General features: G+C 39.0%; 25 protein-coding genes. 17 read left to right on the top strand and 8 right to left on the bottom strand.

Annotated features, from left to right (window positions below; genetic code table 11):
- The first annotated feature begins 1 nt into the window (after position 1).
- Both ACU696_RS13740 and ACU696_RS13735 read left to right on the top strand, forming a co-directional pair.
- Positions 2-619, top strand: coding sequence for a DMSO/selenate family reductase complex B subunit (locus ACU696_RS13740; RefSeq protein WP_004910671.1), 618 nt, complete (start codon positions 2-4; stop codon positions 617-619).
- A gap of 1 nt (position 620) precedes the next feature.
- Complete coding sequence (locus ACU696_RS13735; protein ID WP_209101445.1) at positions 621-1,397, top strand: dimethyl sulfoxide reductase anchor subunit family protein; 777 nt, start codon at positions 621-623, stop codon at positions 1,395-1,397.
- A gap of 61 nt (positions 1,398-1,458) precedes the next feature.
- On the opposite strand, the gene cmoB is transcribed toward ACU696_RS13735, so the two are convergent.
- The 5 genes from cmoB to ACU696_RS13710 form a co-directional block, all read right to left on the bottom strand.
- Complete coding sequence (gene cmoB / locus ACU696_RS13730) at positions 1,459-2,430, bottom strand: tRNA 5-methoxyuridine(34)/uridine 5-oxyacetic acid(34) synthase CmoB (protein ID WP_004910673.1); 972 nt, start codon at positions 2,428-2,430, stop codon at positions 1,459-1,461.
- 2 nt (positions 2,431-2,432) lie between these two features.
- A complete protein-coding gene (cmoA, locus tag ACU696_RS13725) occupies positions 2,433-3,182 on the bottom strand; it encodes a carboxy-S-adenosyl-L-methionine synthase CmoA (protein WP_209101448.1) in 750 nt (249 codons plus the stop codon).
- A gap of 131 nt (positions 3,183-3,313) precedes the next feature.
- On the bottom strand, positions 3,314-3,712 hold the full coding sequence (locus ACU696_RS13720) for an MAPEG family protein (RefSeq protein WP_004255048.1): 399 nt from the start codon (positions 3,710-3,712) through the stop codon (positions 3,314-3,316).
- Positions 3,713-3,862: 150 nt separating this feature from the next.
- A complete protein-coding gene (locus ACU696_RS13715) occupies positions 3,863-4,267 on the bottom strand; it encodes an NUDIX hydrolase (RefSeq protein WP_004910675.1) in 405 nt (134 codons plus the stop codon).
- 108 nt (positions 4,268-4,375) lie between these two features.
- The gene (locus tag ACU696_RS13710; protein WP_109911319.1) at positions 4,376-4,699 is read right to left on the bottom strand and encodes a DUF4377 domain-containing protein; all 324 of its coding nucleotides are present in this window, start codon (positions 4,697-4,699) and stop codon (positions 4,376-4,378) included.
- 495 nt (positions 4,700-5,194) lie between these two features.
- Between ACU696_RS13710 and aspS the strand changes: the two genes are divergently transcribed.
- From aspS to ruvB, 6 genes are all read left to right on the top strand, one after another.
- Positions 5,195-6,964 (top strand): aspartate--tRNA ligase, encoded by a 1,770-nt coding sequence (gene aspS / locus ACU696_RS13705; protein WP_123382002.1) that lies wholly within the window; start codon positions 5,195-5,197, stop codon positions 6,962-6,964.
- Positions 6,965-6,969: 5 nt separating this feature from the next.
- A complete protein-coding gene (gene nudB, locus ACU696_RS13700; RefSeq protein WP_004910680.1) occupies positions 6,970-7,401 on the top strand; it encodes a dihydroneopterin triphosphate diphosphatase in 432 nt (143 codons plus the stop codon).
- Between the two features lie 30 nt (positions 7,402-7,431).
- Positions 7,432-8,175, top strand: coding sequence for a YebC/PmpR family DNA-binding transcriptional regulator (locus tag ACU696_RS13695; RefSeq protein WP_004255032.1), 744 nt, complete (start codon positions 7,432-7,434; stop codon positions 8,173-8,175).
- Positions 8,176-8,444: 269 nt separating this feature from the next.
- Positions 8,445-8,966 carry a crossover junction endodeoxyribonuclease RuvC gene (ruvC, locus tag ACU696_RS13690; RefSeq protein WP_004910683.1) on the top strand — a complete coding sequence of 174 codons (522 nt, stop codon included), beginning with the start codon at positions 8,445-8,447 and terminating at the stop codon, positions 8,964-8,966.
- Positions 8,967-9,108: 142 nt separating this feature from the next.
- Complete coding sequence (gene ruvA, locus ACU696_RS13685) at positions 9,109-9,726, top strand: Holliday junction branch migration protein RuvA (protein ID WP_004910685.1); 618 nt, start codon at positions 9,109-9,111, stop codon at positions 9,724-9,726.
- Between the two features lie 16 nt (positions 9,727-9,742).
- Positions 9,743-10,753, top strand: coding sequence for a Holliday junction branch migration DNA helicase RuvB (ruvB, locus tag ACU696_RS13680; RefSeq protein WP_004255021.1), 1,011 nt, complete (start codon positions 9,743-9,745; stop codon positions 10,751-10,753).
- 105 nt (positions 10,754-10,858) lie between these two features.
- Here ruvB and znuB read toward each other — a convergent pair whose 3' ends face one another.
- Both znuB and znuC read right to left on the bottom strand, forming a co-directional pair.
- A complete protein-coding gene (gene znuB / locus ACU696_RS13675) occupies positions 10,859-11,644 on the bottom strand; it encodes a zinc ABC transporter permease subunit ZnuB (protein WP_109911322.1) in 786 nt (261 codons plus the stop codon).
- The gene (znuC, locus tag ACU696_RS13670) at positions 11,637-12,404 is read right to left on the bottom strand and encodes a zinc ABC transporter ATP-binding protein ZnuC (protein WP_004910688.1); all 768 of its coding nucleotides are present in this window, start codon (positions 12,402-12,404) and stop codon (positions 11,637-11,639) included. Before znuC ends, znuB begins: the two co-directional genes overlap by 8 nt.
- 76 nt (positions 12,405-12,480) lie before the next feature.
- Between znuC and znuA the strand changes: the two genes are divergently transcribed.
- From znuA to ACU696_RS13625, 9 genes are all read left to right on the top strand, one after another.
- On the top strand, positions 12,481-13,440 hold the full coding sequence (znuA, locus tag ACU696_RS13665; RefSeq protein WP_004910690.1) for a zinc ABC transporter substrate-binding protein ZnuA: 960 nt from the start codon (positions 12,481-12,483) through the stop codon (positions 13,438-13,440).
- Between the two features lie 20 nt (positions 13,441-13,460).
- Positions 13,461-14,801: a murein DD-endopeptidase MepM gene (gene mepM, locus ACU696_RS13660; protein ID WP_004910692.1), complete on the top strand. Its 1,341-nt coding sequence runs from the start codon at positions 13,461-13,463 to the stop codon at positions 14,799-14,801.
- A gap of 118 nt (positions 14,802-14,919) precedes the next feature.
- Positions 14,920-15,894 carry a lauroyl-Kdo(2)-lipid IV(A) myristoyltransferase gene (lpxM, locus tag ACU696_RS13655; RefSeq protein WP_004910694.1) on the top strand — a complete coding sequence of 325 codons (975 nt, stop codon included), beginning with the start codon at positions 14,920-14,922 and terminating at the stop codon, positions 15,892-15,894.
- A 708-nt stretch (positions 15,895-16,602) separates the two neighbouring features.
- Complete coding sequence (locus ACU696_RS13650) at positions 16,603-17,490, top strand: LysR family transcriptional regulator (protein ID WP_123382001.1); 888 nt, start codon at positions 16,603-16,605, stop codon at positions 17,488-17,490.
- Positions 17,491-17,648: 158 nt separating this feature from the next.
- Positions 17,649-18,170 carry a fimbrial protein gene (locus ACU696_RS13645; RefSeq protein WP_110731910.1) on the top strand — a complete coding sequence of 174 codons (522 nt, stop codon included), beginning with the start codon at positions 17,649-17,651 and terminating at the stop codon, positions 18,168-18,170.
- A gap of 56 nt (positions 18,171-18,226) precedes the next feature.
- Positions 18,227-18,898, top strand: coding sequence for a fimbrial biogenesis chaperone (locus tag ACU696_RS13640; RefSeq protein WP_109913286.1), 672 nt, complete (start codon positions 18,227-18,229; stop codon positions 18,896-18,898).
- 1 nt (position 18,899) lies between these two features.
- Positions 18,900-21,386 carry a fimbria/pilus outer membrane usher protein gene (locus ACU696_RS13635; protein WP_164528891.1) on the top strand — a complete coding sequence of 829 codons (2,487 nt, stop codon included), beginning with the start codon at positions 18,900-18,902 and terminating at the stop codon, positions 21,384-21,386.
- Positions 21,387-21,394: 8 nt separating this feature from the next.
- Positions 21,395-22,411, top strand: coding sequence for a fimbrial protein (locus ACU696_RS13630; RefSeq protein ID WP_209101454.1), 1,017 nt, complete (start codon positions 21,395-21,397; stop codon positions 22,409-22,411).
- A gap of 156 nt (positions 22,412-22,567) precedes the next feature.
- Positions 22,568-22,996: a DUF7832 domain-containing protein gene (locus ACU696_RS13625; protein WP_164528889.1), complete on the top strand. Its 429-nt coding sequence runs from the start codon at positions 22,568-22,570 to the stop codon at positions 22,994-22,996.
- Positions 22,997-23,048: 52 nt separating this feature from the next.
- On the opposite strand, the gene pyk is transcribed toward ACU696_RS13625, so the two are convergent.
- Positions 23,049-24,491, bottom strand: a complete 1,443-nt coding sequence (pyk, locus tag ACU696_RS13620) for a pyruvate kinase (RefSeq protein ID WP_109913282.1) — start codon at positions 24,489-24,491, stop codon at positions 23,049-23,051.
- Positions 24,492-24,649 lie beyond the last annotated feature (158 nt).

Below are 24,649 nucleotides of genomic sequence, written 5' to 3'. Positions count from 1 at the left end.
AATGAAACAGTATGGTTTTTATTTTGACTCAACAAAATGCACTGGGTGTAAAACGTGTCAGGTGAGTTGTAAGGATGAAAAAGACCTTGATTTAGGGCCTAAATTTCGTCGGGTATACGAGTTTGGTGGTGGAACATGGCAGCAACAAGAGGGGATATGGCAACAGAATGTTTATAGCTACTATCTATCAATATCCTGTAATCATTGTTCTAACCCAACCTGTGTTGCAGGATGTCCAACTGGCGCTATGCACAAACGTGAGCAAGACGGACTAGTGGTGGTCGACCAAACAATTTGTGTTGGATGTCGCTACTGCGAGTTACGTTGCCCATACGGCGCACCACAGTATGATGAAAAGAAAAAATTGATGAGTAAATGCGATGGATGCTATGAACGCGTCGAAAAAGGGATGAAGCCTGTTTGTGTTGAATCTTGCCCACAACGCGCATTGGACTTTGATGATATCAACATCCTTCGCGAGCGACATGGCAATATTAGTGGGGTAGCCCCCATGCCAAACCCATCTCTTACTAATCCTAATATTGTCATTAAGCCGCATAAAGATGCTAAACCTTGTGGTGACAAAAGCGGGAAATTACAAAACCCAGCAGAGGTATAACATGCACGAACTTCCACTCGTTTTTTTCACCGTATTGGGGCAGTCGGCAGCAGGTTTATATTTATTGGCGTATGCGAGCCGAAAACTGGGGATGTTGGGCGAAAACCAATTACGTCATGCCAATATAGCGGCATTTGTCATCATGATCATTGCGCTAGTCATTGGAGGATTACACGTTGGGCAGCCTCTACGCTTCTTTAATATGCTTTTAGGCGTAGGCCGCTCACCAATGAGTAATGAAGCTTTACTCAGTGGTATTTTTGTCGCTTTTGGGGCCGCAACTTTATTATTCACCTTATTGATTAAAAATAAAGCGCTAAGTGAACTGTGTAATATTGCCACGGTTATTTTTGGTTTGGCATTCGTATGGTCAATTCCTCAAGTTTATAATATTGCCACAGTAGCCAATTGGTTTACTGTTTTCACGACATTACAAATGTGGATGACACTATTAGTCTCTGGTGGCGCGTTAGCTATCCTATTTGGCGCTCAGCGGTTAGGGGCGATGGTATTTTTGATTGGTTCAATTATTATTTTTGCTACTCGCGCGGCTTATGTGTCATTTTTAGGCGAGACAGGGCCAGAGATTAGTGCCGAGCAAGCTGGTTTTTGGAGCTTCCAGTTAGTCGTCTTAGCGGTGATGTTATTTGTTTACCCGGCGCTGTTATATCGCGGAAGAAATTCATCCGTACTATTAAGCCTATGTGCGCTAGCGGTTATTTTAGCCGAGTTATCTGGCCGAATTGCCTTCTATAATCTATGGCAAATAACAATGTAATCGCTTCTTAACCACTATGACAATAAATGCCTATGACTTGATTGCCATAGGCATTTTATCTTTATGGCTTACGGGCAACTAAAATTGCACGTAGTGGTGCGGGGTAACCTTCGATAGTTTTAGTTTTATCATTGGGGTCTAAAAATTCAGCCAGTGAATCTGTTTTCATCCATTGTGTGCGGCGTTGCTCTTCCAAAGAGGTTACTTCTTGGTCAACAATTCGGACATCGACAAAACCACATTTCTCTAGCCAAACTTTGAGCATTTTAGCGGAAGGTATAAAATAGACATTACGCATTTGGGCATAGCGCTCACCGGGGATTAAACACTGAAACTCATCCCCCTCAATAACCAGGCTCTCTAAAACCAATTCTCCTTCGCTGACTAATTGATTCTTAAGTTGCCACAAATGGTCGAGTGGTGAACGGCGGTGGTAAAGTACACCCATTGAGAACACAGTATCAAATGCTTTCAACTCAGGCAGTTGTTCAATACCTAAAGGCAACAAGTGAGCGCGTTGATCATCGCCTAATAGCTTTCTTACTGCTTCAAATTGGCATAGAAATAATTCCGTTGGGTCAATCCCAACGACAAATTTGGCATCTTGTCCTAACATACGCCACATATGATAACCGCTGCCGCAACCGACATCTAAGACATAACGGTCTTTTAGTGATGAAATATGGGGTAATACGCGATCCCATTTCCAATCGGAGCGCCATTCTGTATCAATATTGACACCATAGAGAGAAAATGGGCCTTTGCGCCATGGCATTAATTGTTGAAGAATATTATTTAGGCGGCGAGTCTCGCCTGCAGTGAGCTCGGGTTCACGTGTCGCTGTCACGCTATGCTGTAAATCCAAATCAGTAGGAACCATGATTGGCAGGTTATCTAGCATTTTTTCCCATGAAGAAAAACCACCGTGTAACCCTTGTTTTTTCCATTCTGAAAGTTGTGCTGGAAGCGTTACAAGCCAATGACTTAGCGGGCCAACGGCAATTTGTTGGTAAAAACGACCAAAATCAATCATGCCTAGACCTCTTTGATGGCTAACAGTGAACCAAAATTAAAGCACTGGAACCAAACTTCACAGTGAGTAAAACCGGCATTTTTTAAACGCGCTTTATGTGCATCAACAGAATCTGTGAGCATCACATTTTCTAGCATGCTACGTTTTTGGCTGATTTCTAATTCGCTATAGCCATTTGCCCGCTTGAAATCGTGGTGCATATTGAATAATAACTCACCGATTTCTTTGTCTTCGAAGTTAAACTTCTCGGAAAGGACTAAAATACCGCCGGGTTGTAGCCCTTGATATATTTTACTGAGTAATAATTGGCGATCTTCTGGGTTGAGAAACTGTAAAGTAAAATTGAGCACAACCATGGAAGCATTTTCGATATTTACATCACGAATATCACCTTCTATAACGTCAACCGGTGTATCCGCTCGATAGGCATTAATATGGCGGCGGCAACGTTCAACCATAGCCGGAGAGTTATCAACAGCAATAATTTTGCTTTTTTCTACTGTAATATTACGCCTTATTGATAAGGTTGCTGCACCTAAAGAGCAGCCTAAATCGTAAACATGGCTGTGGGGTTTGACAAAACGACCCGCAAGCATGCCAATCATCGTAATAATATTAGAGTACCCTGGCACGGAGCGTTGGATCATATCAGGGAATACTTCAGCAACTTTTTCATCGAATTGCCAGTCACCAAGGTTAGCGATAGGCGCAGAGAAAAGGCGATCTTTTGAGGTTGGATCTGAGTTTGACATAAGTTCTGTATTAAGCAAAAACAAAAGTAGTAAAGGATTGTATCAGAAAGGCTGTCTACTGAAAATCAATCCATAAGCAATGAAATAATGAGCGGCACATTAATAACTTGTGCCGTTACAGAGAGTAAAAACTAAAGATTAAATGAAACGATTTGCAGCCAAGGTAGGTAATAAGTATTGGCGATAACCATCAGTGCCATTGCAAGGTAAGTTGCTACCATGCCTGAACGGCGATATGAGTAATCGTGATTTTTCAAACCATAAGAGTGCAGTATTCGACCGGCAATTAAGATCAGGCCACAAATATGAATCATCCACACTTGTGCGCCATTCATTTCCATTAAAAGCAATAAAATTAATGAGATGGGAATGTATTCGATGGCATTACCATGAACGCGGATTGCGGTTTGTAACTCATAAAAACCGCCATCACCATAAGCTATACGGTATTGATTACGCAGCTTCACAACATTTAAGGATAATCTAAGCAGCAGTAAGGCACCCAGTACAGCATACAAAGAGCTGACCATTTTTTACTCCACCATAAAACGAATCAAACTATGAAAACACCTAAAAATATAAGTTATAGTAATGGGTATTAACAATATTTTGTGAATTGTAAATCCTAAAAAGCCGTTAGACAAATGAAATCACAACTTTTTTTGGGTAGTCCTCATGCTCTAGTTGATCAAACCTTCTTTCTTTAAGCGAGTTAAAATAGTCACCGCCGTGGTTGAGCAGCGCGGTAAATCGTCAATGCTGAACCAATCTAGCTCAGCAATCTCAGCAGCAGGGTGTGGCTCGCCTTGATAGTCTGCAAAGTAGCAACGAATACGGACTTGCGTTCCATCTGTTTTTCCATCAGCAGGGCCAATAAACTCACCATAAAACCGGATAGAAGCGGCATCTAGCTCAAGTTTTAATTCTTCGCTAATCTCACGGCAGAGCGCTTGTTCATCAGTCTCGCCTTGTTCGCGTTTTCCGCCGGGGATGTAAAACAAACTTTTATTATGGGAACGTACCATCGCAATTTTGTGATCTGATAAGGTGATTAACCCAAGCTTATCAATGATTTTAGCACTCATAATATGGCCACTCTGTTATTTAACGATGATAAGAGAATTATTGCTGTAAGTGAGTCATTAAGTAAAATGATAAAATTACTTAATGACTTAAATTATATTGTTTAAAAATTATTTTTTCTCAACGATTTTTACCAATTCATAACGGATACTTGGCGCATCAGCGGGTGGGTTTGGCACATCAAATTGCTTCACTTGCAAGGTATAAGAGAAGCCTGGTTGGTATTCGAAGCCTTGAATTGAACTATAAAAAAGTTGCCAATCATCACTTGGATTTTCTTTCACTTTCATGCACTTCATTGGGGCAACTCCCATACAATCAGCAAGTGAAGAATCGATGTAAAAAGTTTTTGTATTATCAGTCTCTGCGGGTTTCATGTTTTGGCATCCAGCGAGTAGTACGAACATGGAAGTGGCAAGTAACAATTTTTTCATGGGCAATCCTTAAACTGCAGATGGTGATTAATTCAGCGTTATATCTGTCTGTTGTGATTATAGCAAACTGAAAAAGGTAACGATTCTGAAATAGAAAGATTAATGATTAAAGAAGTATTTATTAATCAATAGTTGAATTGGAAAACATTAAGTGATGTTACTTTGCTCAAAAAGACATCGAACTAACAAAATAAACCTCTGCTGCAATATGTACATGGTGCGGATAGTCCCTTAAAATCGATAGGATCATCATGATAGGCGTCTATCTCGCCATTCAATCTTGTTATTGTTGATTAGCCACAACAATAATTGATGAAAATATGATTAAAAACAAAATGGTTTACGTGTTATGTAGAATACGTAACTATTTGTCTAACAGAATTTCCTGTATAATGTCTGCCTTTTTGACATTCTGAATTTTCAGCTCAATGTTCAGCAAAATGCCAAATTTCCGCAGCAAGCAAATGCACAACAAGCTGAGTAAAAGGATATTGTATGCGTACTAATTATTGTGGGCAGTTAAACATCGCTCACGAAGGCCAAAAGGTCACTCTTAGTGGATGGGTAAACCGCCGTCGCGATCTAGGTGGTTTGATTTTTATCGATATGCGTGACCGTGAAGGTATCGTGCAAGTTTTCTTCGATCCCGATCGTAAAGACATATTTGAAAAAGCGTCAGAGCTGCGTAATGAGTTCTGTATCCAAATCACAGGGACAGTACGCGCACGTCCAGATAGCCAAAAAAATAAAGACATGGCAACGGGCGAGATTGAAGTATTTGCTGAAGAACTGAATGTTTTTAATAAGTCAGAGCCGTTGCCATTAGATAGCAACCAAACGAATACAGAAGAGCGTCGTTTAAAATATCGTTATTTAGATTTACGCCGCCCAGAGATGTCTGAGCGTCTGCGCACGCGCGCCAAAATCACCAGCTTTGTTCGTAATTTTATGGATAACGAAGGGTTCTTGGACGTTGAGACACCAATGTTAACCAAAGCAACACCAGAAGGTGCTCGTGACTATTTAGTACCAAGCCGTGTTCATAAAGGTAAATTTTATGCATTACCGCAATCACCTCAGTTGTTTAAACAATTGCTGATGATGTCTGGTATTGACCGTTATTACCAAATCGTAAAATGCTTCCGTGATGAAGACTTACGAGCAGATCGTCAACCTGAATTTACCCAAATCGATGTTGAAACCTCGTTTATGACCGCAGAGCAAGTGCGTGAAATTATGGAACGTATGATCCGTAATTTATGGTTAGAGGTAAAAGGGGTTGATTTAGGTAACTTCCCAATCATGACCTTTGCAGAAGCTATGCGTCGTTATGGCTCAGATAAACCAGACCTACGTAACCCAATGGAGTTAGTGGACGTCGCGGATATCGTAAAAGGTGTTGAATTTGCGGTGTTCTCAGGTCCAGCAAACGACCCGAAAGGCCGTGTTGCGGCTCTGAAAGTCCCAGGTGGCGCTGCTATGACGCGTAAGCAAATCGACGAATATGGTCAATTTGTCGGTATTTATGGTGCGAAAGGCTTGGCTTGGATGAAAGTTAACGAACGAGCTCAAGGCCTTGAAGGTATTCAAAGCCCAGTCGCAAAATTCTTGAATGAAGATGTGATTAACCAGTTACTAGACCGCACAGGCGCAGTTGATGGCGATATCTTGTTATTCGGTGCGGGTGCAAAAAATGTCGTAACCGATTCAATGGGCGCGCTACGTTTGAAAGTCGGTCGTGACTTTGAATTAACCGATTTAAATAGCTGGCAGCCACTGTGGGTGATTGATTTCCCAATGTTTGAAGATAATGGTGAGGGCGGGTTAACTGCGATGCACCATCCATTTACTTCTCCTAAAGATTTCTCACCTGAAGAATTGGCCAGTAAACCCGAAGAAGCCGTTGCTAATGCGTATGATATGGTCATCAATGGTTACGAAGTTGGCGGTGGTTCAGTACGTATTCACCGCAATGAAATGCAACAAACGGTATTTAGTATTTTAGGCATTAATGAAGAAGACCAACGCGAAAAATTTGGCTTCTTATTAGATGCATTGAAATATGGCACGCCACCACACGCAGGATTAGCCTTTGGTCTTGACCGTTTAGTGATGCTGTTAACAGGAACCGATAATATTCGTGATGTTATTGCTTTCCCGAAAACAACAGCGGCAGCATGTTTAATGACGAATGCTCCAAGCCATGCGAATCCTGATGCATTGACGGAGCTCGCTATCGCCGTGGTTGCGAAAGACGAAGAGTAAGTTCAATGAAAAAATATAAGCGCCCGGAATCGATATTAGTCATTATTGTGGCTCAAAGTAGTGGACGGGTGCTTATGTTACGACGTAAAGACGACCCAGACTTCTGGCAATCAGTGACCGGAAGTTTGGAGCCTGATGAAACGCCGTATGAAACGGCGTGTCGTGAAATTAAAGAAGAAACGGGTTTTGAGGTTGAACAAAACCAGCTGCAAGATTTGTCGCACAGTATCATCTTTGAAATTTTCCCACATTTCAGGCATCGTTATGCACCTGATGTTACGCATTGCAAAGAACATTGGTTTAAAATGGTGCAAAGTGAAGAAAAAATGCCATTACTGACGGAACACAGCGAATATCGTTGGCTAGCCCCTGATGAAGCGGCGAGCTTAACGAAATCCTGGAGCAATAGTCAGGCTATTTTAGAATTTGCTGTTTAATTATTTATTGACGTTTTTTGGAGATATTTCATGGCAGGTCATAGTAAATGGGCCAACACCAAACACCGTAAAGCGGCACAAGATGCTAAGCGCGGTAAAATTTTCACTAAAATTATCCGTGAATTAGTCACAGCAGCCCGCTTAGGTGGTGGTGATCCCGCAACAAACCCACGTTTACGTGCAGCGGTGGATAAAGCATTATCGAACAACATGACTCGTGACACCTTAAACCGTGCTATCGCACGTGGTGTTGGTAATGATGATAACGATAATATGGAAACCATCATTTATGAAGGTTATGGCCCGGGCGGGACAGCAGTTATGGTTGAATGCTTAAGTGATAACCGTAACCGTACTGTTTCAGAAGTGCGCCATGCATTCACTAAAACAGGTGGTAACTTGGGTACAGACGGCTCCGTTTCTTACTTATTTACTAAACGCGGCGTGATCACTTATGCACCGGGCGTTGATGAAGATGCCATAATGGAAGCGGCATTAGAAGCGGGTGCTGATGATGTTGAAACTTATGATGATGGTGCAATCGATGTTTACACAACGCCAGAAACTTTTGGTGAAGTGAAAGACGCATTAGATGCTGCGGGTTTTACCAGTGAAGCTGCAGAAGTATCAATGATCCCGTCGACCAAAGCAGAGCTGGATGCTGAAACGGCGCCTAAATTGTTACGTCTTATTGATATGTTAGAAGATTCAGACGATGTACAGGAAGTTTACCACAATGGTGATATTTCTGACGAAGTCGCTGCCACACTGTAATTTGTGAGGCACTAAATGGCGGCATAGTCATTTAGCATAATCCGCGTAGAGAAAGCGGGCTGGCGCAGCCTGTTTTCTCTAACGCCTTCTACTCTTTCCTTTCCCTTATCCGCTATACTTTCTTCTATATCAACGAGCTAACTCGCTTTTAGTTTTTATCAGCTATTCAAATAGCTATTTAGTTGAAATTGATAGTATTATGAGATGGATAGTATTATGAAGCTTATTAGAACAACATGATTAATATAAAGAGGTATAAGTAAATTTATATGGCGATTATTTTAGGTATTGACCCCGGTTCTCGTGTTACGGGATACGGTGTTATTCGCCAGCAAGGCCGGCAACTACTGTATTTAGGTAGTGGGTGTATTCGTACACAAGTTGATGATTTACCAAGTCGTCTGCAACGAATTTACGCGGGTGTCTCGGAAATTATCACACAATATCAACCGGATGTACTATCCATTGAACAAGTTTTTATGGCGAAGAATGCGGACTCCGCATTAAAACTTGGGCAAGCGAGAGGCGTGGCCATTGTTGCTGCTGCAAACATGAATATACCCGTATTTGAATATGCAGCTCGTCAGGTCAAACAAACAGTTGTAGGTACGGGAGCCGCAGAAAAAAGCCAAGTACAGCATATGGTTAAATCAATTCTAAAATTGTCAGCGAGCCCACAGTCTGACGCAGCAGATGCTTTGGCAATTGCGATTACACATTGCCATTTCAATCAAAATCTTTTAAAAGTTGGCGACCCACGGTTAGTTTTAACTCGTGGACGTTTAAGATAGCGAGTTTATCTTAAACAGAATTGCTTATTAATAAATAGCGTGTAGCTGGATATGCATCCAGCATTTTTTGTGGTATAAACAACAGTATTAATGATAATAAACCAACCTGCTCAAGGTTTAGTTAGTAATAGAGGGCTTCAATGTGATAGGTCGTTTACGTGGTATTGTTTTAGAAAAGCAACCTCCAATCGTATTATTAGAACTACAAGGTGTCGGTTATGAAGTCCATATGCCAATGACTTGTTTCTATGAACTGCCCGATATTGGTCAGGAAGCTATTGTTTTTACTCACTTTGTTGTTCGTGAAGATGCCCAGTTACTCTATGGTTTTAACGATAAGCAAGAAAGGGCATTATTTAAAGAGCTGATCAAAGTAAATGGTGTTGGCCCCAAATTAGCCCTCGCGATTTTATCCGGTATGTCTGCTCAACAATTTGTTTCCGCTATCGAACAAGAAGCTATTGCATCACTGGTTAAATTACCTGGAATTGGTAAGAAAACCGCAGAACGTTTAGTGGTCGAAATGAAAGACCGCTTCAAAGGCCTCAATGGGGATTTATTTAATCCAAATAGCGACATTAATCTGCCAAATGTAAACAGTAAAGTTCCCAATATGGCGGATATCGAAGCAGAAGCTGCCGCCGCATTGATTGCTTTAGGGTATAAACCACAAGAAGCAAGTCGAATGGTGAGTAAAGTTGCAAAACCGGATAGCGATTCTGAAACATTGATCCGTGATGCCCTTCGTGCCGCACTTTGATTGAGAGAATTTTAATATGATTGAAGCTGATCGCCTAATAACTGCTGAAGTATTACAGTCAGATGAAGAAGCTATTGACCGTGCGATCAGGCCAAAGCTATTGAATGAGTATATTGGTCAGCCTCAGGTTAAAGACCAAATGGAAATATTTATTCAAGCAGCGAAAATGCGAGGCGATGCGCTTGACCATCTGCTCATCTTTGGCCCTCCAGGGTTAGGAAAAACAACTTTAGCAGGGATTGTTGCAAATGAACTCGGTGTTAATCTGCGTACAACTTCAGGGCCCGTATTAGAAAAAGCAGGCGATTTAGCTGCCATGCTAACTAATTTAGAGCCCCATGATGTCCTATTTATTGATGAAATCCATCGATTATCCCCAGTTGTTGAGGAAATACTTTATCCCGCAATGGAAGATTACCAACTCGATATCATGATAGGTGAAGGGCCTGCAGCGCGCTCGATTAAAATTGATCTCCCGCCTTTCACATTAATTGGTGCAACGACTCGGGCAGGGTCGCTCACATCACCATTACGTGATCGCTTTGGTATTGTGCAACGGCTAGAATTTTATCAAGTTGATGATTTACAACATATTGTCAAGCGTAGTGCCCAATATATGGGGTTAGATATCACCGAAGAAGGTGCGCTACAAGTTGCGATGCGTTCAAGGGGAACTCCACGTATCACTAACCGTTTGTTACGTCGTGTGCGGGATTTTGCTCAAGTGAAAGGTGATGGTTCGATTGATGGGCTAATTGCTAACCAAGCTTTGGACATGTTAAATGTCGATGCTGCAGGTTTTGATTATTTAGATAGAAAGCTTCTAGTTGCTATCATTGATAAATTTATGGGTGGTCCTGTTGGTGTTGATAACCTCGCAGCAGCCATTGGGGAGGAGCGTGAAACCATAGAGGATGTTTTAGAGCCTTATCTTATCCAGCAAGGTTTTATTCAGCGTACCCCTAGAGGTCGAATGGCGACGGTTCATGCGTATAACCACTTTGGTTTAACGCCTAAAGAAATTTAATTATATTAAATGAATAAATATGGCCCCAACATTGTTTTCAATGTTGGGGCCATTTGCATTAAAAATAGTATGTAATGACTGAAATTATGTAGCTTAAAGCTTAAATTAATTTTTCGCTTTTATTGCTAAGCTTAGTACAAATAGAATAGCCGATACCAACACGACTGACGGCCCAGCAGGGGTATCGTAGAAAGCAGAGAAAGTTAGCCCCCCGGTTACAGCAATCATACCAATTAAGACAGCGATGAAAGCCATTTGCTCAGGTGTTCGAGCAAAACGCCGAGCCGTTGCTGCAGGTATAATCAATAAAGACGTAATAATTAACGCCCCAACAAATTTCATAGCGATACCAATTGTTAGTGCGGTAACTAACATCAGTAATAAACGCAGTCTTTGAATATTAATCCCATCAACAAAAGCAAGCTCAGGGCTAACCGTTATGGACAAAAGTGCCCGCCAACGATAAAAAAGCAACCCACAAACGACAATAACGCCAATAAAAATCGTTATAATATCTTCATAGCTTACTGAGAGTAAGTCACCAAATAAGTAAGCCATTAGGTCAACGCGGACATTAGCCATTAAGCTAACAACGACTAAACCTAAAGACAGTGAACTATGTGCCATAATACCCAGTAAAGTATCAACGGCAAGTTGTGGGCGTTTTTCTAGCCAAACCAAAATTAAGGCTAATAGTAAAGTGACAGCAATAACGGCATAGAATGGGTTGATATTTAATAGAAGCCCAAATGCGACCCCTAACAATGAAGCATGAGCTAGCGTATCGCCAAAATAGGACATTCGGCGCCATACAACAAAAGAGCCTAGAGGACCTGCCGCAATGGCAAGTAGCATGCCTGCTATCCAGCCAGGTAATAGTAACTCAATCATGTTTGCAGTCCTTGCTGTGCTGGTGACCAACAATAATATTGCCTTCTAAATCATGTTGATGATTATGTTGATGGCGGTATACACCAAGTTGTTGTGCACCGCGATAACCAAACATAGCGACAAATTCTGGGTGGTTTGAAACAACATCGGGCGCACCAGAACAGCAAATATGGCCGTTAATGCAAAGTACTTTATCTGTTTTTGCCATCACGAGATGCAAGTCATGGGAAACCATTAATACAGCGCAGTTAAGCTCAGTTCTTAATTGGTTGATTAAGTCATATAGTGCAACTTGACCTGTGATATCAACACCTTGAGCTGGCTCATCAAGTACGAGGAGATCCGGTTTATTGAGTAGGGCACGAGCCAGTAAAACACGTTGTGTTTCACCGCCTGATAACTTTTGCATCGGTTGTTCAAGTAAATGCGTTGCTTTGACTCTTTCGAGTGCAGGTAACAAATGCTCTTTACGAACACCAAGTTTTAATAACATAAAACGTTTAACAGTAAGGGGTAGCGTCGTATCCAAATGAAGTTTTTGTGGAACATAGCCAATAGCGAGAGAAGAAGGACGCGTAATAGTACCTGATGTAGGGGCAAGTAGCCCGAGTACAACACGTACAATTGTTGATTTTCCAGCTCCATTCGGGCCTAAAAGGGTTACGATATCACCTTTATTCAGTTCAAAGGTAACATCATTGAGAACCTGTTTTTCGCCAAATGAAACAGAAATCTTATTTAAAGTCAGTAATGGTTGCATGTGAAAAACATCTTGCAGAATTCATGTTGTGTTATATTATAACATTTCAAAATCAAAATCACGGAAAAAGACTGCTATGATACATAAATCGAAAAACATTGCCTGCAAATTTCTTTTTGGAGCAGTGGCGAGCTCCGTATTAAGTGCAACAATGGTATCAGCTGCGAATGCTGATGTTGTGGCCTCAATACGCCCACTGGCCTTTATTGCCGCGGGAATTGCAGATGGTGTCACTGAGACACAAGTTTTATTACCAGACGGTGCTTCGCCCCATGATTATGCACTTAAACCTTCTGATTTGAAAAAAATTAAACAGGCTGATTTATTCGTATGGGTTGGTCCTGATATGGAGATGTTTTTACAGAAGCCAATCAATACATTACCACAGAATAAACGCCTAGCATTGGCTGAACAGAAAAACATTAAGCCACTTCTTATGGCAGAGTCCCATGAAGATGAACACGACCATGAACATGGAGATGAAGCTAATCATGACAAGGATCACGAACATCATCACCACGGTGAGTATAATATGCACATCTGGTTGTCTCCAGAAATTGCAAATTTTGCTGCGCAAGACATTTATGAGCGTTTAGTAGAGCTTTATCCTGAACAAAAAGATAAGCTAGACGTAAACCTTCGTAAATTCAAAGAAAATATGACGCAAAATGATCAGAAAATTGCTAGTATTTTGCAGCCAGCTAAAAACAAGGGTTATTTTGTTTTTCACGACGCTTATGGCTACTTTGAAAAACACTATCAATTAGCTCCATTGGGGCACTTTACGATAAACCCAGAAATACAACCTGGCGCGCAGAAATTACATCAAATACGAACACAATTGGTTGAGCATAAAGCGCAATGTGTTTTTGCTGAGCCTCAATTCAGGCCTGCTGTGATTGAAAGTGTAGCACGTAATACGGGGGTGAAAATGGGAACTCTCGACCCACTAGGAATTGGGCTGGCGATAGGGCCGGATAGCTACATGCAGTTTTTGACTCAATTATCAGAGCAATACGCCAGCTGCCTGGATTAAAAATAGAAGGAATTGTTTAAGTGCAGCAAATGGCCAAAAGTCTGGCTCAGGTATACGGTAGCCTGTCTAGAACACACAAAATTGTATTAAGTACGCTCACTGTAGCGACTATGGCCGTCGCAATTTGGCGGCCAGTTCATGTACCAACAACAGCTGAATATGATGGTACACCGGATACCATCATTCCGCTTTCATTATTACCTGCAAGTGATGCTACCGACGATATAATTCAAGACAGTAGTGAACAGCTACCAGATGAAGGCCTCGCTGATACTGAAGCAGAAGCCGTAGAGACGGGAGGAGTGGCTGCGCCTCTCGTCCATGAATATGTTGTTGCAAGTGGTGATAACTTAACGACTATTTTAACTCAATTCGGTATTGAAGCTGGTGACGTTGCAACACTATCTAACCAACATAAATCACTGAGAAATCTGAAGATAGGCCAGTCATTAAATTGGTCGTTAACTGATCAGGGTGAGTTAGAGTCATTAACATGGGAAGTTTCTCGCCGTGAGACCCGTGTATTTACCCGTGTTGGGACGACAAACAAATTTGAAGAAGCTAAGCAGATTCGCGAAGGTGAATGGACTAACAGTGTTTTAAACGGTACGGTTGACGGCACATTTGCGCAAAGTACAAATAAAGCGGGCTTAACGCGTAATGAAGGCCGTGAGGTAATTAAAGCTTTACAATGGCAGGTTGATTTCAAAAAATTGAAAAAAGGCGATAAGTTCAGTGTATTAATGAGCAGGGAAATGCTTAATGGTCGCAGTGAACAGAGCCAACTTATTGGTGTTCGCCTACAAACGAATGGAAAAAGCTATTATGCTTTTCGCGCTGAAGATGGGCGCTATTATGACAGTGAAGGGAATGGTTTAGAACGTGGTTTCTTACGTTTTCCAACTGCTAAGCAGTTTAGAGTCTCTTCACAATTCAACCCTCGGCGAGTTAACCCAGTTACTGGGCGCGTAGCACCGCATAAAGGTGTGGATTTCGCAATGCCTGTTGGCACACCAGTACTTGCTGTTGGCGATGGCGAAGTGATTGTTTCAAAATACAGCGGCGCTGCAGGTAACTTTATTGCAATCCGTCATGGCCGCCAATATACAACTCGTTATATGCACTTACGTCAATTATTAGTTAAGCCAGGCCAGAAAGTTAAGCGCGGTGATCGTATTGCGTTATCAGGCAATACAGGGCGTTCGACTGGTCCTCATCTACATTTTGAAATGTGGGTAAATCAACAAGCGGTAAATCCACTCACCGCAAAATTACCGAGTTCTGGTGGTTTAACAGGAAAAGAGCGTAAAGAATATTTAGCGCTTGTGAAAGAAACGAAACCACAACTCAAGCTACAGTAATTTAAGTTTCTATTTTTATCACTGGCAGGTACTTGTATCTGCCAGTTTTCTTTGTAATGCTCCCGTAAACTATTATTATAAGCTATAGAAAGATGGCTATTATTCACTTGAGTACAGCATGAATAAAGATCAAGACACTGATAGTAAAAAAGGCTATGTGCCAACTTTTCACCGTTCTTACCTATTACCTAAATATTGGGGGGTGTGGCTAGGGGCTGGTGTTTTAGCGGGATTGGCTTTCATTCCTGTTAAGATCCGTGACCCTTTACTTGCTAAAATAGGAAAATGGGTTGGGCGGCTTGCTAAAAGTGGCCGTCGTCGTGCCAAAATTAACTTACTTTATTGTTTTCCGGAATTGACCGAACATCAACGAGAAGAGTTAGTTGATCGCATGTTTGAAACCGCACCACAGTCTTTTGTCATGTTGGCAGAGTTATGTCTTCGTGGTGCGAGTAAAACGCTAGCGAGGACACATTGGCATAATCAAGAAATTATAGAGCGCTTAAAACAGCAGCAAAGTAATGTTATTTTTATGGTTCCTCATGGCTGGGCTGTTGATGCGCCAGCCATGTTATTAGCAGCAAAAGGCCAACAAATGGCTGCAATGTTTCATCACCAAAAGAACCCTGTTGCCGATTACTTATGGAATAAAGCGAGATACCATTTTGGGGGGCGTTTGCACTCAAGAGAGGCGGGGATTAAGCCTTTTATCGCTTCTGTTAGGCAAGGTTATTGGGGCTTTTATCTTCCTGACCAAGATCATGGTGAAGAGCATAGTGAATTTGTTGATTTTTTTGGTACATATAAGGCGACATTACCTGCTATTGGTAGGCTAATGAAAGTTTGCAAAGCGAAAGTTGTACCGCTATTTCCCGTTTATGACCATAAAACGCACCAATTGCATATTTATATCCGTGAACCAATGGATGATATCGATGGTAAGGATGATAAGTACATTGCACGAAGAATGAATGAGGAACTGGAATATTTGGTTTCTCCGAATTTAGAACAATACACATGGATATTAAAGCTATTAAAAACGCGTAAAGAGGGGGAGATAGAACCTTATCAACGTAAAGATCTCTACCGTTAGTGTTTAGTTTTACAGAATAGTGTTTAAGCCATTACTTTTTAAGTAATGGCTTTTTTTATTTAAAAGTGTGTATTTATAGAATGAACGAGAATTCATATTATTACTTGCCTAACATCAGATAAACTAGAACTAATAAATATCAAACCGTATCGTTTTAAGTAATTATTATGCTGATGATATTATCACTGGCAGTAATTAGCCAGTGTAACATTAATCATGCAATTAGATCTTAGTATATATACTGAAGCAGCTTTATTTCAATGTTTGTATTGTGATATTCCTTTTTATTTATCTAATGTAAAGCCAACCATGCAGTAGATAACATTACAAAATCATCATTAAATGACTAGCCAGTTATGGTTATTATTTGTATGCTTTACAATAATTATAGTTGAGTATTGGTTTTTTCTTCTAAAATTATTTTTTTTCATCTTTATGAAATTATTATTTTTTTAATTTAAAATTGAAATTATTTATTGGTTATTTATGTTAATTATATGATAAGTGTAAGGCTATATTTAAAATATAAAATCAATCTTTATATTAAAAATTATTCCTTACATACTAAAAAAAAGAGAATAAATAATTTTAAACATATGAGTAAATACTAAGCATTATGTATAATCACTTATTAACGATATATAAAATATATTGCTATATTTTAATTATATAATAAAAATGACTCCCAGATTAATACTTGGAGACTCTATGGAAAAAACTCGAACAACGTTAGATCAATGGATAACTCTACAGGCAGTGGTTGACTACGGTGGTTTTGCTCAAGCAGCTGAAATTTTGCATAGGACACAATCATCAATTAGCTACACCATTAGTAAATTAGAGCAAACATTGGAAATTGAAATATTTTCTTTAGAAAAACGTCGTGCAGTATTAACTAAACAAGGAGAGCAGCTATTAGCGCTATCGAGAGAGGTAACAAATAAAGCAATTTCATTAGAAGAGGTTGCTAAATCATTAAATTATGAAGGAAATAATAAAATTAATATTGTTATTGATTCACTATATCAAAGTGATGAAATACTGAAGAAAATTGGGGGGTTAAGTCGCTCTAGAAAGGATTATGATATTGATTTGAAACGTGTTTTATTAAAAAAAACAGATGTTTTTGAAGTTAAAAATTATGATTTATTAATTACTCACCATTATGTTGAGTCGCTAAACCCTATATTTCTTGAGCAAGTTGAGGCGGTGTTTGTATCCAATCCAAATCATAAGCTTCAACATTGTCAGGCTGATAATGTATTGAAATCAATGGAAAAAACAACATTGATTGCTTTGGGAACTACAGATATGGATAGTATAAAAAGCATCCAAACCATTCATGTTCCTAATGTGGATTTAGCAATTCAATTAACAGAGAATTCGATTGGGTATTTATGGTTACCAAAAAATTTAGTCCAGAAGGAATTGAATAATAATTCATTAAAAGAGCTGAAAACAGCAAATAAAAAATCATTCTATAATTTTTATATGTATCTGAATAAAAATTCAATGGCTAATGAAATTTTAAGATACCACCTAATTGATAATGAAAAAGCTAAATTAATGAGTCAATTAATGAATAACCAAAATTAAACATAAATATTTTAGATGTCATTTTAAAAAATTCAATGTATCCATTAGTTAACTTAACTAAAGGTAAATGGTATATTCCTTTAGAACATCTAATATGAGTAATTTATTTATTCATATAATAGTAATTAATAATTAAAAATTTTATTATAGGAACTATTATGAGTATTCTAAAAAAATCCCTAGCAGTAATAGGGGTTGCTTTAGCTGTAACATCTGCGCCAACTGTTTTTGCTTCAGGTACAATTAATTTTACCGGGGAAATAACTGACATTGCTTGTACAGTTGATAGTAATTCAAAAAATTTAAATGTTGATCTTGGAAAGGTATCAGCTAAAAGTTTAGCTGCACAGGGTGAAGTTGCAGGATTGAAAGACTTCACGATTAAGCTTGTTGATTGTCCAGCAAACTCGAAAGTAACTGTACGCTTTGGTGGTACACGTGATACTGCAGACCGCGATATTCTTGCCATCAACCAAGGTGCAGGTGTTGCAAATAATGTCGGTATTGCTTTATTTGAAAAAGACGCAACAACACAAATCAAATTATTTGATGACTCAAAACAAATTGAATTCGATGGTGCAACTGTAGACTTAGATTACGTAGCTCGTTATAAAGCTACAGGCGCAGCAACTGCAGGTCCTGCTAATAGTAGTGCAGTATATAGCATTCAATATCATTAATTATTTGGAGGGCACAATGGTTGCCCTCTTTCTCACATCAATATCATGGCTGTTTTATGAAAAAAATATTTTTTTCAATCTGTATATGTTTATTTTCTATTTCTAACATCTCTCAAGCGTCAGGTATTAGTGTAGGTGGAACACGTTTTGTCTATGAAGAAAACAAACGTGAAATTGATATCCCGATTTTTAATAGTGATAAAGAAAAACCATTTTTAATCCAAAGTTGGGTTTCTCCATTTAATGGTGAGGGTAAAGCACCATTTATTGCTACGCCACCATTATTCCGAATTGAACCAGATACAAATGGCTCAGCGAGAATTTCATACATAGGTGAACCTATAAATTCAAATGAAGAAAAAATCTATTTGCTTAATATTAAATCAATACCACCGAAAAATAATAGTATTGAAAATGAGCTACAGATAATTATAAACTCACAATTTAAATTATTTTTAAGGTCGAAAGATATTGAACCTTTTGATTTTGAGAAGGTTAATTTAGTTGAAAAATCAGATGGAGTTATGATTGATAACCAAACACCATATCATTTATCAATCAAAAATATTCTTATCAATGACAAGGTTATTGATGGCGCTAGCTTAATATACCCATTTAAAAATGACTACATTCTTAAGAAAAAAATAAATAATGGTGATTCAATAGTTGTTCAGTTTATTAATGATTATGGCGCTATCATAGAGAAAAAACCAAGTAAGAGTATCTAAGATGTCAATTCTCTATACCAAAAATAGACTTATGTATTCTAAATTTTTTACTACGATCAGCTTGATATTGTATGCCAATAATACAATTGCTGAAGATATATTTGATATCAATGCCATCAACACTGGAATTGAAAGTCAAGTTGCCGATGTGAATAGCTTGGGCTACTTGTCATCCACAGGTGGGCAATTACCAGGTGACTATTTTGTTGATATTTATATTAATGATCAACGGGTGGACAATAAGAATATTACATTTTTATTTGATGATAAAACTAAAAAACTACTCCCTAAAATAACAAAAAAAATGCTACTAGATTGGGGGGTAAAAAACTCAGCAAGCGAAAAATTCTCAGTAATTGAAAGTGATGAATATTTGAACGATATTGCTCAGATTATTCCTAGCGCTAATTATCAATACAAATTCGAAATCCAACAGCTACAAGTTAGTATTCCTCAAATTGGTTTAGAAAATACTAGCCGAGGTTACGTTGAACCGAAAGAATGGGACGATGGAATTAATGTGGCATTTGTTAATTACACTGCAAGATTTAATAAGCATTGGTACCAAAATAGAGATAACAGAGATAATACATTCTTAGGTTTAAGAAGCGGTATTAATATAAATGCTTGGCGTTTGCGTAGCTATAGCACATATAGTAATACAACCAATGAAACAAATTGGAATAACTTACAAACCTATATAGAGCGAGATATCAGAAGTTTAAAAAGTCGATTAACGATTGGTGAAACATCCTCTGATAATGGTGTGATGGAAAGCAACCCTTATCGTGGGATAAGGTTAGCTTCCGATGAAAGTATGTTGCCTCAAAGTGAAAGAGGTTTTGCACCGACAGTCACAGGAATTGCACAATCAAATGCGATTGTTACTATTAGGCAAAATGGTAATGTGATTTATCAAACAACTGTACCCCCCGGTGAGTTTTCAATTAATGATTTATATCCAACTTCATACAGTGGTGACCTTGAGGTCTCCATTGAAGAAGCTAATGGAACAATCCGATCTTTTATTCAGCCGTTTTCAGCGGTACCAATGATGCAAAGGGCTGGTGCATTAAAATATAGTGTAGATATTGGTAAATATAATGTTGATAGTGCACGGCGTAAACCAAATTTTGCGCAAGCATCAGCAATTTATGGGTTACCATATAACTTATCCGCTTATGGAGGTTTTTTAGTTTCCCAAGGCTATCAAGCTTACACAATAGGTACTGGAGTAAACTTAGGTAATATTGGTGCGATATCGACAGATATTACACAAGCATCGGCACGATTGATTGATAAAAAGAAGGCAGAAGGGCAATCATACCGAATTCAGTATTCAAAATATATTCCAGATACAGGCACTTCTTTTTCTTTAGCATCATATCGCTATTCAACAAAGAATTATTATGATTTCTCTGATTCGAATAATTACTTTTATAACATCGATCGGAAAAAACAACAGTTTCAAGCATCAGTATCCCAATCACTTAACGGAATAGGTTATTTATCAGTGAATGGTTACCAGCAATATTATTGGGATAAAAGTGGTTCAGATAAAAATCTAACAATGAGTTTTAGTTCTAATTATAATTCGATGAATTACAGTGTTGCTTATTCTTATACAAAGCAAGATTATTCGAATACCAATGACCAAATGCTGTCATTAAATTTAAGTATTCCTTTTGATTTAGGGTGGAGAAATAATTGGATCAATTATAGCTATAATACCAGTAAAAAAGGCGACTCTATTAGCTCATTGAGTTTTAATGGTACGCAATTAGAAGATAATAATTTGCAGTATGACCTCACACAAAGATACCACCATAGCCATGATGAATATAGTAATTCCATTAGTGCAAGCTATATAGTTTCATCAGGGGAATACAGTGCAGGCTATAATTATGATCCTAAATATCATTCTGTCTATCTAGGTGCAACAGGAGCATTATTACTGCATTCTGGAGGGCTAACGACATCACGTACTATTTATGATTCTGCAGTGCTCGTAAAAGCTGAAGATATTGATAATTTAAAAGTGAATAATGCGCAGTCGCTCTATACTAACTCTTCAGGCTTTGCTGTAATTCCTACGGTTACACGCTATGAACGAAATAAAATTAGTGTCGATACTGCAACATTAAGTGGTAATAATGATGTTGCTATTAATACAACAACTGTCGTTCCTACTCAAGGAGCTATTGTATTAGCTAATTTTCAAGCAAAACGCGGCGCTAGAGTATTACTAAAACTGCAGCATGCAGGCAAACCAATTGCATTTGGCACACAAGTTTCTGTTATAGAAAATGAAGAGCAAGTGACTGGAGGTATTGTTGCAAATGATGGGGAAGTGTATTTAAGTGGTGTTCCAGAGCAAAGTATCGTCATTGTAAAATGGGGTAATAGTCATAATCAACAATGTACAGTTCCACTTTCATTATCGTTAGAAAATGAAAAAATTCAGTTTATAGAACGAACTTGTGAATAGGAGTCGTCATGAATAATTTAGGATTAAAAATCGGCATTCCGTTACTTTTATATTCACAATTTGGTGTTGCAGAATTTAGGGATGAATTTACTAACCAACTTGTTAATTCAAATAAAACACTTTATGTCTCACGCACATTACCGGTAGGTACTTTTATTGGTTCAGTTGATTTAGGTACGCATTCCCCTTGGGTGTGGTGGAATGTAACTGGTAATACAGAAGTTGGTATATATTTACCAAACGTATCTGGGAATTCAAGGTACATTTCTGGTGTAGGCTATGTGAGAGAAGTTAATAGTTCAGGTGTTGGTTATGCTTTACATGGAACAGTGATGACCCCTTGCTCTGGTTCTGCGTATGTTGATGGAGTAAATACGAAAGATGGAAATATTAGTAATAGGTTAATTTGTGGTTCTAATGCATCATCAGCAAGATATACTGTAAAGTTAAGAGCAGATTTTTATAAAGTTGGTAATAATGTTAAAAACCAAACTTTACCAACCACTTATGCTGCGATGTTAATTTTGTTCAATAATAGTTTTATTGCTTCAGACTCATATGGAAGAATTGAACCAAAAGTGACTATAGGGCCAATTAATATTATTTCGAGTGGTTGCGAAGTTAAAAATAAGTCAATAGATGTGCCGTTCGGTAAAGTCAGCAAATCGTCGTTTACAGGTGTTGGTTCAACAAGCTCCGAGAGTAAAAGAAACTTTCAAATTCAATTAGACTGCGACCCTATATCACCGATAAAAATTACGTTTATTGGATCGCAAGACACAAGCCAAACACCGGGGGCAATTGCACTCAATAGTTTAACTGATGAAAATACAGCGAAGGGCTATGCAATCCAAGTAAAATATAACGGAGCACCAATTAAGCTTAATCAGTTAATGCCTATCGTTGAACAAAATAATGTAGGCCAATATAACATTCCGTTGGAAGCTGCTTATATCCAAACTCAATCTATAACAACTGCTGGGGAAGCAAACGGTACGCTACAATTTAATCTACAATATCACTAAGCTCTATTTGCTCTGCACGTAACAGAAGTGAACTGCAGAGTTTTACTGTTTTGTATTACTTATTATTTAGCCATCATTTTGCACTTTATCTTAATTCATCACTAACCTGAAGTAAGTTATAGTTAGCTTTTATTGATGAATAAGTTGAGGACGACTATGGCATTTGATCGTATGGATTGGCATTACGGTGGTGATTATCCATCAGACTTACCAAATGAGAATGGAGGCACCCATATTGGCTTTTATTTAACATGGATTATTCATAATAATTTAGTAGGAGAATTTCATACTGAAGAATCAGGGGAAGAACTCGCATTAGTTAAAGCTCGAAAGTTGGATGGTCGTGAATTTTTGATGACAATGTGTGATGAAAAATTTATAGATGAAGATTTAAGTGATGAAGGTAATGCTTTTACTCAGTTTTACTATGCAGCGGAAGAGAAGGGCTATTTTGAAGATTATGAAGGTGTCCTTAAAGGCCATTTACCAACAACTTACCATATAGAAAACTCATGGGAAAATTATGATAAAATTGCCCCTGTAATTAGCGAAGCATATGCCAAATGGAAACAAGCTCAAGGTTAGATAGAGCACTAATATAAAAGACAGCCCCCACCTATAGGCGAGGGCTAAAAGATTATTCGACCTCTAGAATACGACAAGTATTCGTGCTACCTACGGTGCCCATTAAGTCACCCTGAGTGACAAGAACCACGTCACCACTCATTAAATAGCCGTTATCACGTAAACGTGTCACTGCTTCATTAGCAGCCGCAATACCATCTGTGTGGGTGCTACAGAAAACAGGGGTAACACCACGGTATAGAGAACATTGGTTGAGCGTTTTTTCATGACGAGACATTGCAAAAATAGGCAAGCCAGAACTGATACGAGACATCATACGAGCAGTACGACCAGACTCAGTCATTGCAATGATAGCTTTAACCCCTTTAAGGTGGTTAGCTGCATACATTGTTGACATAGCAATTGCTTCTTCTGGGCTGCTAAATTCTGCATCTAAACGGTGTTTAGATACATTCAGGCCAGGCATTTTTTCTGCACCAAAGCAAACTTGTGCCATTGCAGCTACCGTTTCTGCAGGGTACTGGCCTGCGGCAGTTTCAGCGGAAAGCATAACGGCATCGGTACCATCCAACACCGCATTCGCGACGTCCATGACTTCGGCCCGCGTTGGCATTGGGTTAGTGATCATCGATTCCATCATTTGTGTTGCAGTGATAACCACGCGATTTAATTGACGTGAACGACGGATTAATTTTTTCTGAACAGCAACTAACTCAGGATCGCCAATTTCTACACCGAGGTCACCACGAGCAACCATGACGACATCAGAAGCGAGAATAACCTCATCCATGACTTCATCATTGGCAACGGCTTCAGCACGCTCGACTTTAGCAACAATTTGACATTCACAACCCGCATCACGAGCTAATCGGCGCGCATAATCTAAATCTTCACCAGAGCGAGGGAATGAAACGGCTAAATAGTCGACATTAATTTTGGCTGCGGTTTTTATATCTTCTTTGTCTTTGTCTGTTAATGCTTCAGCAGAAAGACCGCCACCGAGTTTATTAATACCTTTATTGTTAGATAATTGGCCACCAACAGTAACTTCTGTAAAGACTTGTAATCCTTGGACTTCTCGGACTTTTAATTGAACACGCCCATCATCAAGAAGTAAAATATCGCCTGGAACGACATCGGCAGGTAAGCCTTTATAGTCGATACCCACTTTTTCTTGGCAACCTTCACCTTTACCTAAATTGGCATCAAGAATGAATTTATCACCAATATTTAGGAAAACTTTACCATCTTTAAACGTAGAAACACGAATTTTAGGGCCTTGTAAATCACCGAGGATAGCAACGTGACGTCCTAAACGAGCGGCAATCTCACGTACTTTATTAGCACGCAATAGATGGTCTTCTGGAGTTCCGTGGGAGAAGTTAAGGCGAACAACGTTGGCGCCAGCATTGATAATTTTTTCAAGATTATTATCGCGATCGGTAGCTGGACCAAGAGTTGTAACAATTTTAGTTCTTCTAAGCCGTCTAGACATGTATTACTCCGTTGACCTGTAATGGTGTTGATAAAAGAGTGAAACCATTTCACCCCATTTCGAAACCTGTTTACTGCAAATAGGGATGCTGACACGAGCACAGCTATTATATACAGCCAATTTCTTAATGCTATCAGGTCTGTAAAACTATTAAAGCC

The sequence above is a fragment of the Providencia sp. PROV_01 genome, from assembly GCF_053098325.1.
This window is presented reverse-complemented; position numbering and strand designations above follow the sequence as displayed.

Coding starts and splice junctions, on each gene's coding strand:
- ruvB (WP_004255021.1), top strand. CDS start 9,743: ATGATTGAAGCTGATCGCCTAATAACTGCTGAAGTATTACAGTCAGAT.
- znuA (WP_004910690.1), top strand. CDS start 12,481: ATGATACATAAATCGAAAAACATTGCCTGCAAATTTCTTTTTGGAGCA.
- cmoA (WP_209101448.1), bottom strand. CDS start 3,182: ATGTCAAACTCAGATCCAACCTCAAAAGATCGCCTTTTCTCTGCGCCT.
- znuB (WP_109911322.1), bottom strand. CDS start 11,644: ATGATTGAGTTACTATTACCTGGCTGGATAGCAGGCATGCTACTTGCC.
- ACU696_RS13715 (WP_004910675.1), bottom strand. CDS start 4,267: ATGAGTGCTAAAATCATTGATAAGCTTGGGTTAATCACCTTATCAGAT.
- ruvC (WP_004910683.1), top strand. CDS start 8,445: ATGGCGATTATTTTAGGTATTGACCCCGGTTCTCGTGTTACGGGATAC.
- ACU696_RS13645 (WP_110731910.1), top strand. CDS start 17,649: ATGAGTATTCTAAAAAAATCCCTAGCAGTAATAGGGGTTGCTTTAGCT.
- ACU696_RS13625 (WP_164528889.1), top strand. CDS start 22,568: ATGGCATTTGATCGTATGGATTGGCATTACGGTGGTGATTATCCATCA.
- ACU696_RS13640 (WP_109913286.1), top strand. CDS start 18,227: ATGAAAAAAATATTTTTTTCAATCTGTATATGTTTATTTTCTATTTCT.
- cmoB (WP_004910673.1), bottom strand. CDS start 2,430: ATGATTGATTTTGGTCGTTTTTACCAACAAATTGCCGTTGGCCCGCTA.
- pyk (WP_109913282.1), bottom strand. CDS start 24,491: ATGTCTAGACGGCTTAGAAGAACTAAAATTGTTACAACTCTTGGTCCA.
- ACU696_RS13630 (WP_209101454.1), top strand. CDS start 21,395: ATGAATAATTTAGGATTAAAAATCGGCATTCCGTTACTTTTATATTCA.
- nudB (WP_004910680.1), top strand. CDS start 6,970: ATGAAAAAATATAAGCGCCCGGAATCGATATTAGTCATTATTGTGGCT.
- znuC (WP_004910688.1), bottom strand. CDS start 12,404: ATGCAACCATTACTGACTTTAAATAAGATTTCTGTTTCATTTGGCGAA.
- ACU696_RS13740 (WP_004910671.1), top strand. CDS start 2: ATGAAACAGTATGGTTTTTATTTTGACTCAACAAAATGCACTGGGTGT.
- aspS (WP_123382002.1), top strand. CDS start 5,195: ATGCGTACTAATTATTGTGGGCAGTTAAACATCGCTCACGAAGGCCAA.
- ACU696_RS13720 (WP_004255048.1), bottom strand. CDS start 3,712: ATGGTCAGCTCTTTGTATGCTGTACTGGGTGCCTTACTGCTGCTTAGA.
- ACU696_RS13650 (WP_123382001.1), top strand. CDS start 16,603: ATGGAAAAAACTCGAACAACGTTAGATCAATGGATAACTCTACAGGCA.
- ACU696_RS13695 (WP_004255032.1), top strand. CDS start 7,432: ATGGCAGGTCATAGTAAATGGGCCAACACCAAACACCGTAAAGCGGCA.
- lpxM (WP_004910694.1), top strand. CDS start 14,920: ATGAATAAAGATCAAGACACTGATAGTAAAAAAGGCTATGTGCCAACT.
- ACU696_RS13635 (WP_164528891.1), top strand. CDS start 18,900: ATGTCAATTCTCTATACCAAAAATAGACTTATGTATTCTAAATTTTTT.
- ACU696_RS13735 (WP_209101445.1), top strand. CDS start 621: ATGCACGAACTTCCACTCGTTTTTTTCACCGTATTGGGGCAGTCGGCA.
- ACU696_RS13710 (WP_109911319.1), bottom strand. CDS start 4,699: ATGAAAAAATTGTTACTTGCCACTTCCATGTTCGTACTACTCGCTGGA.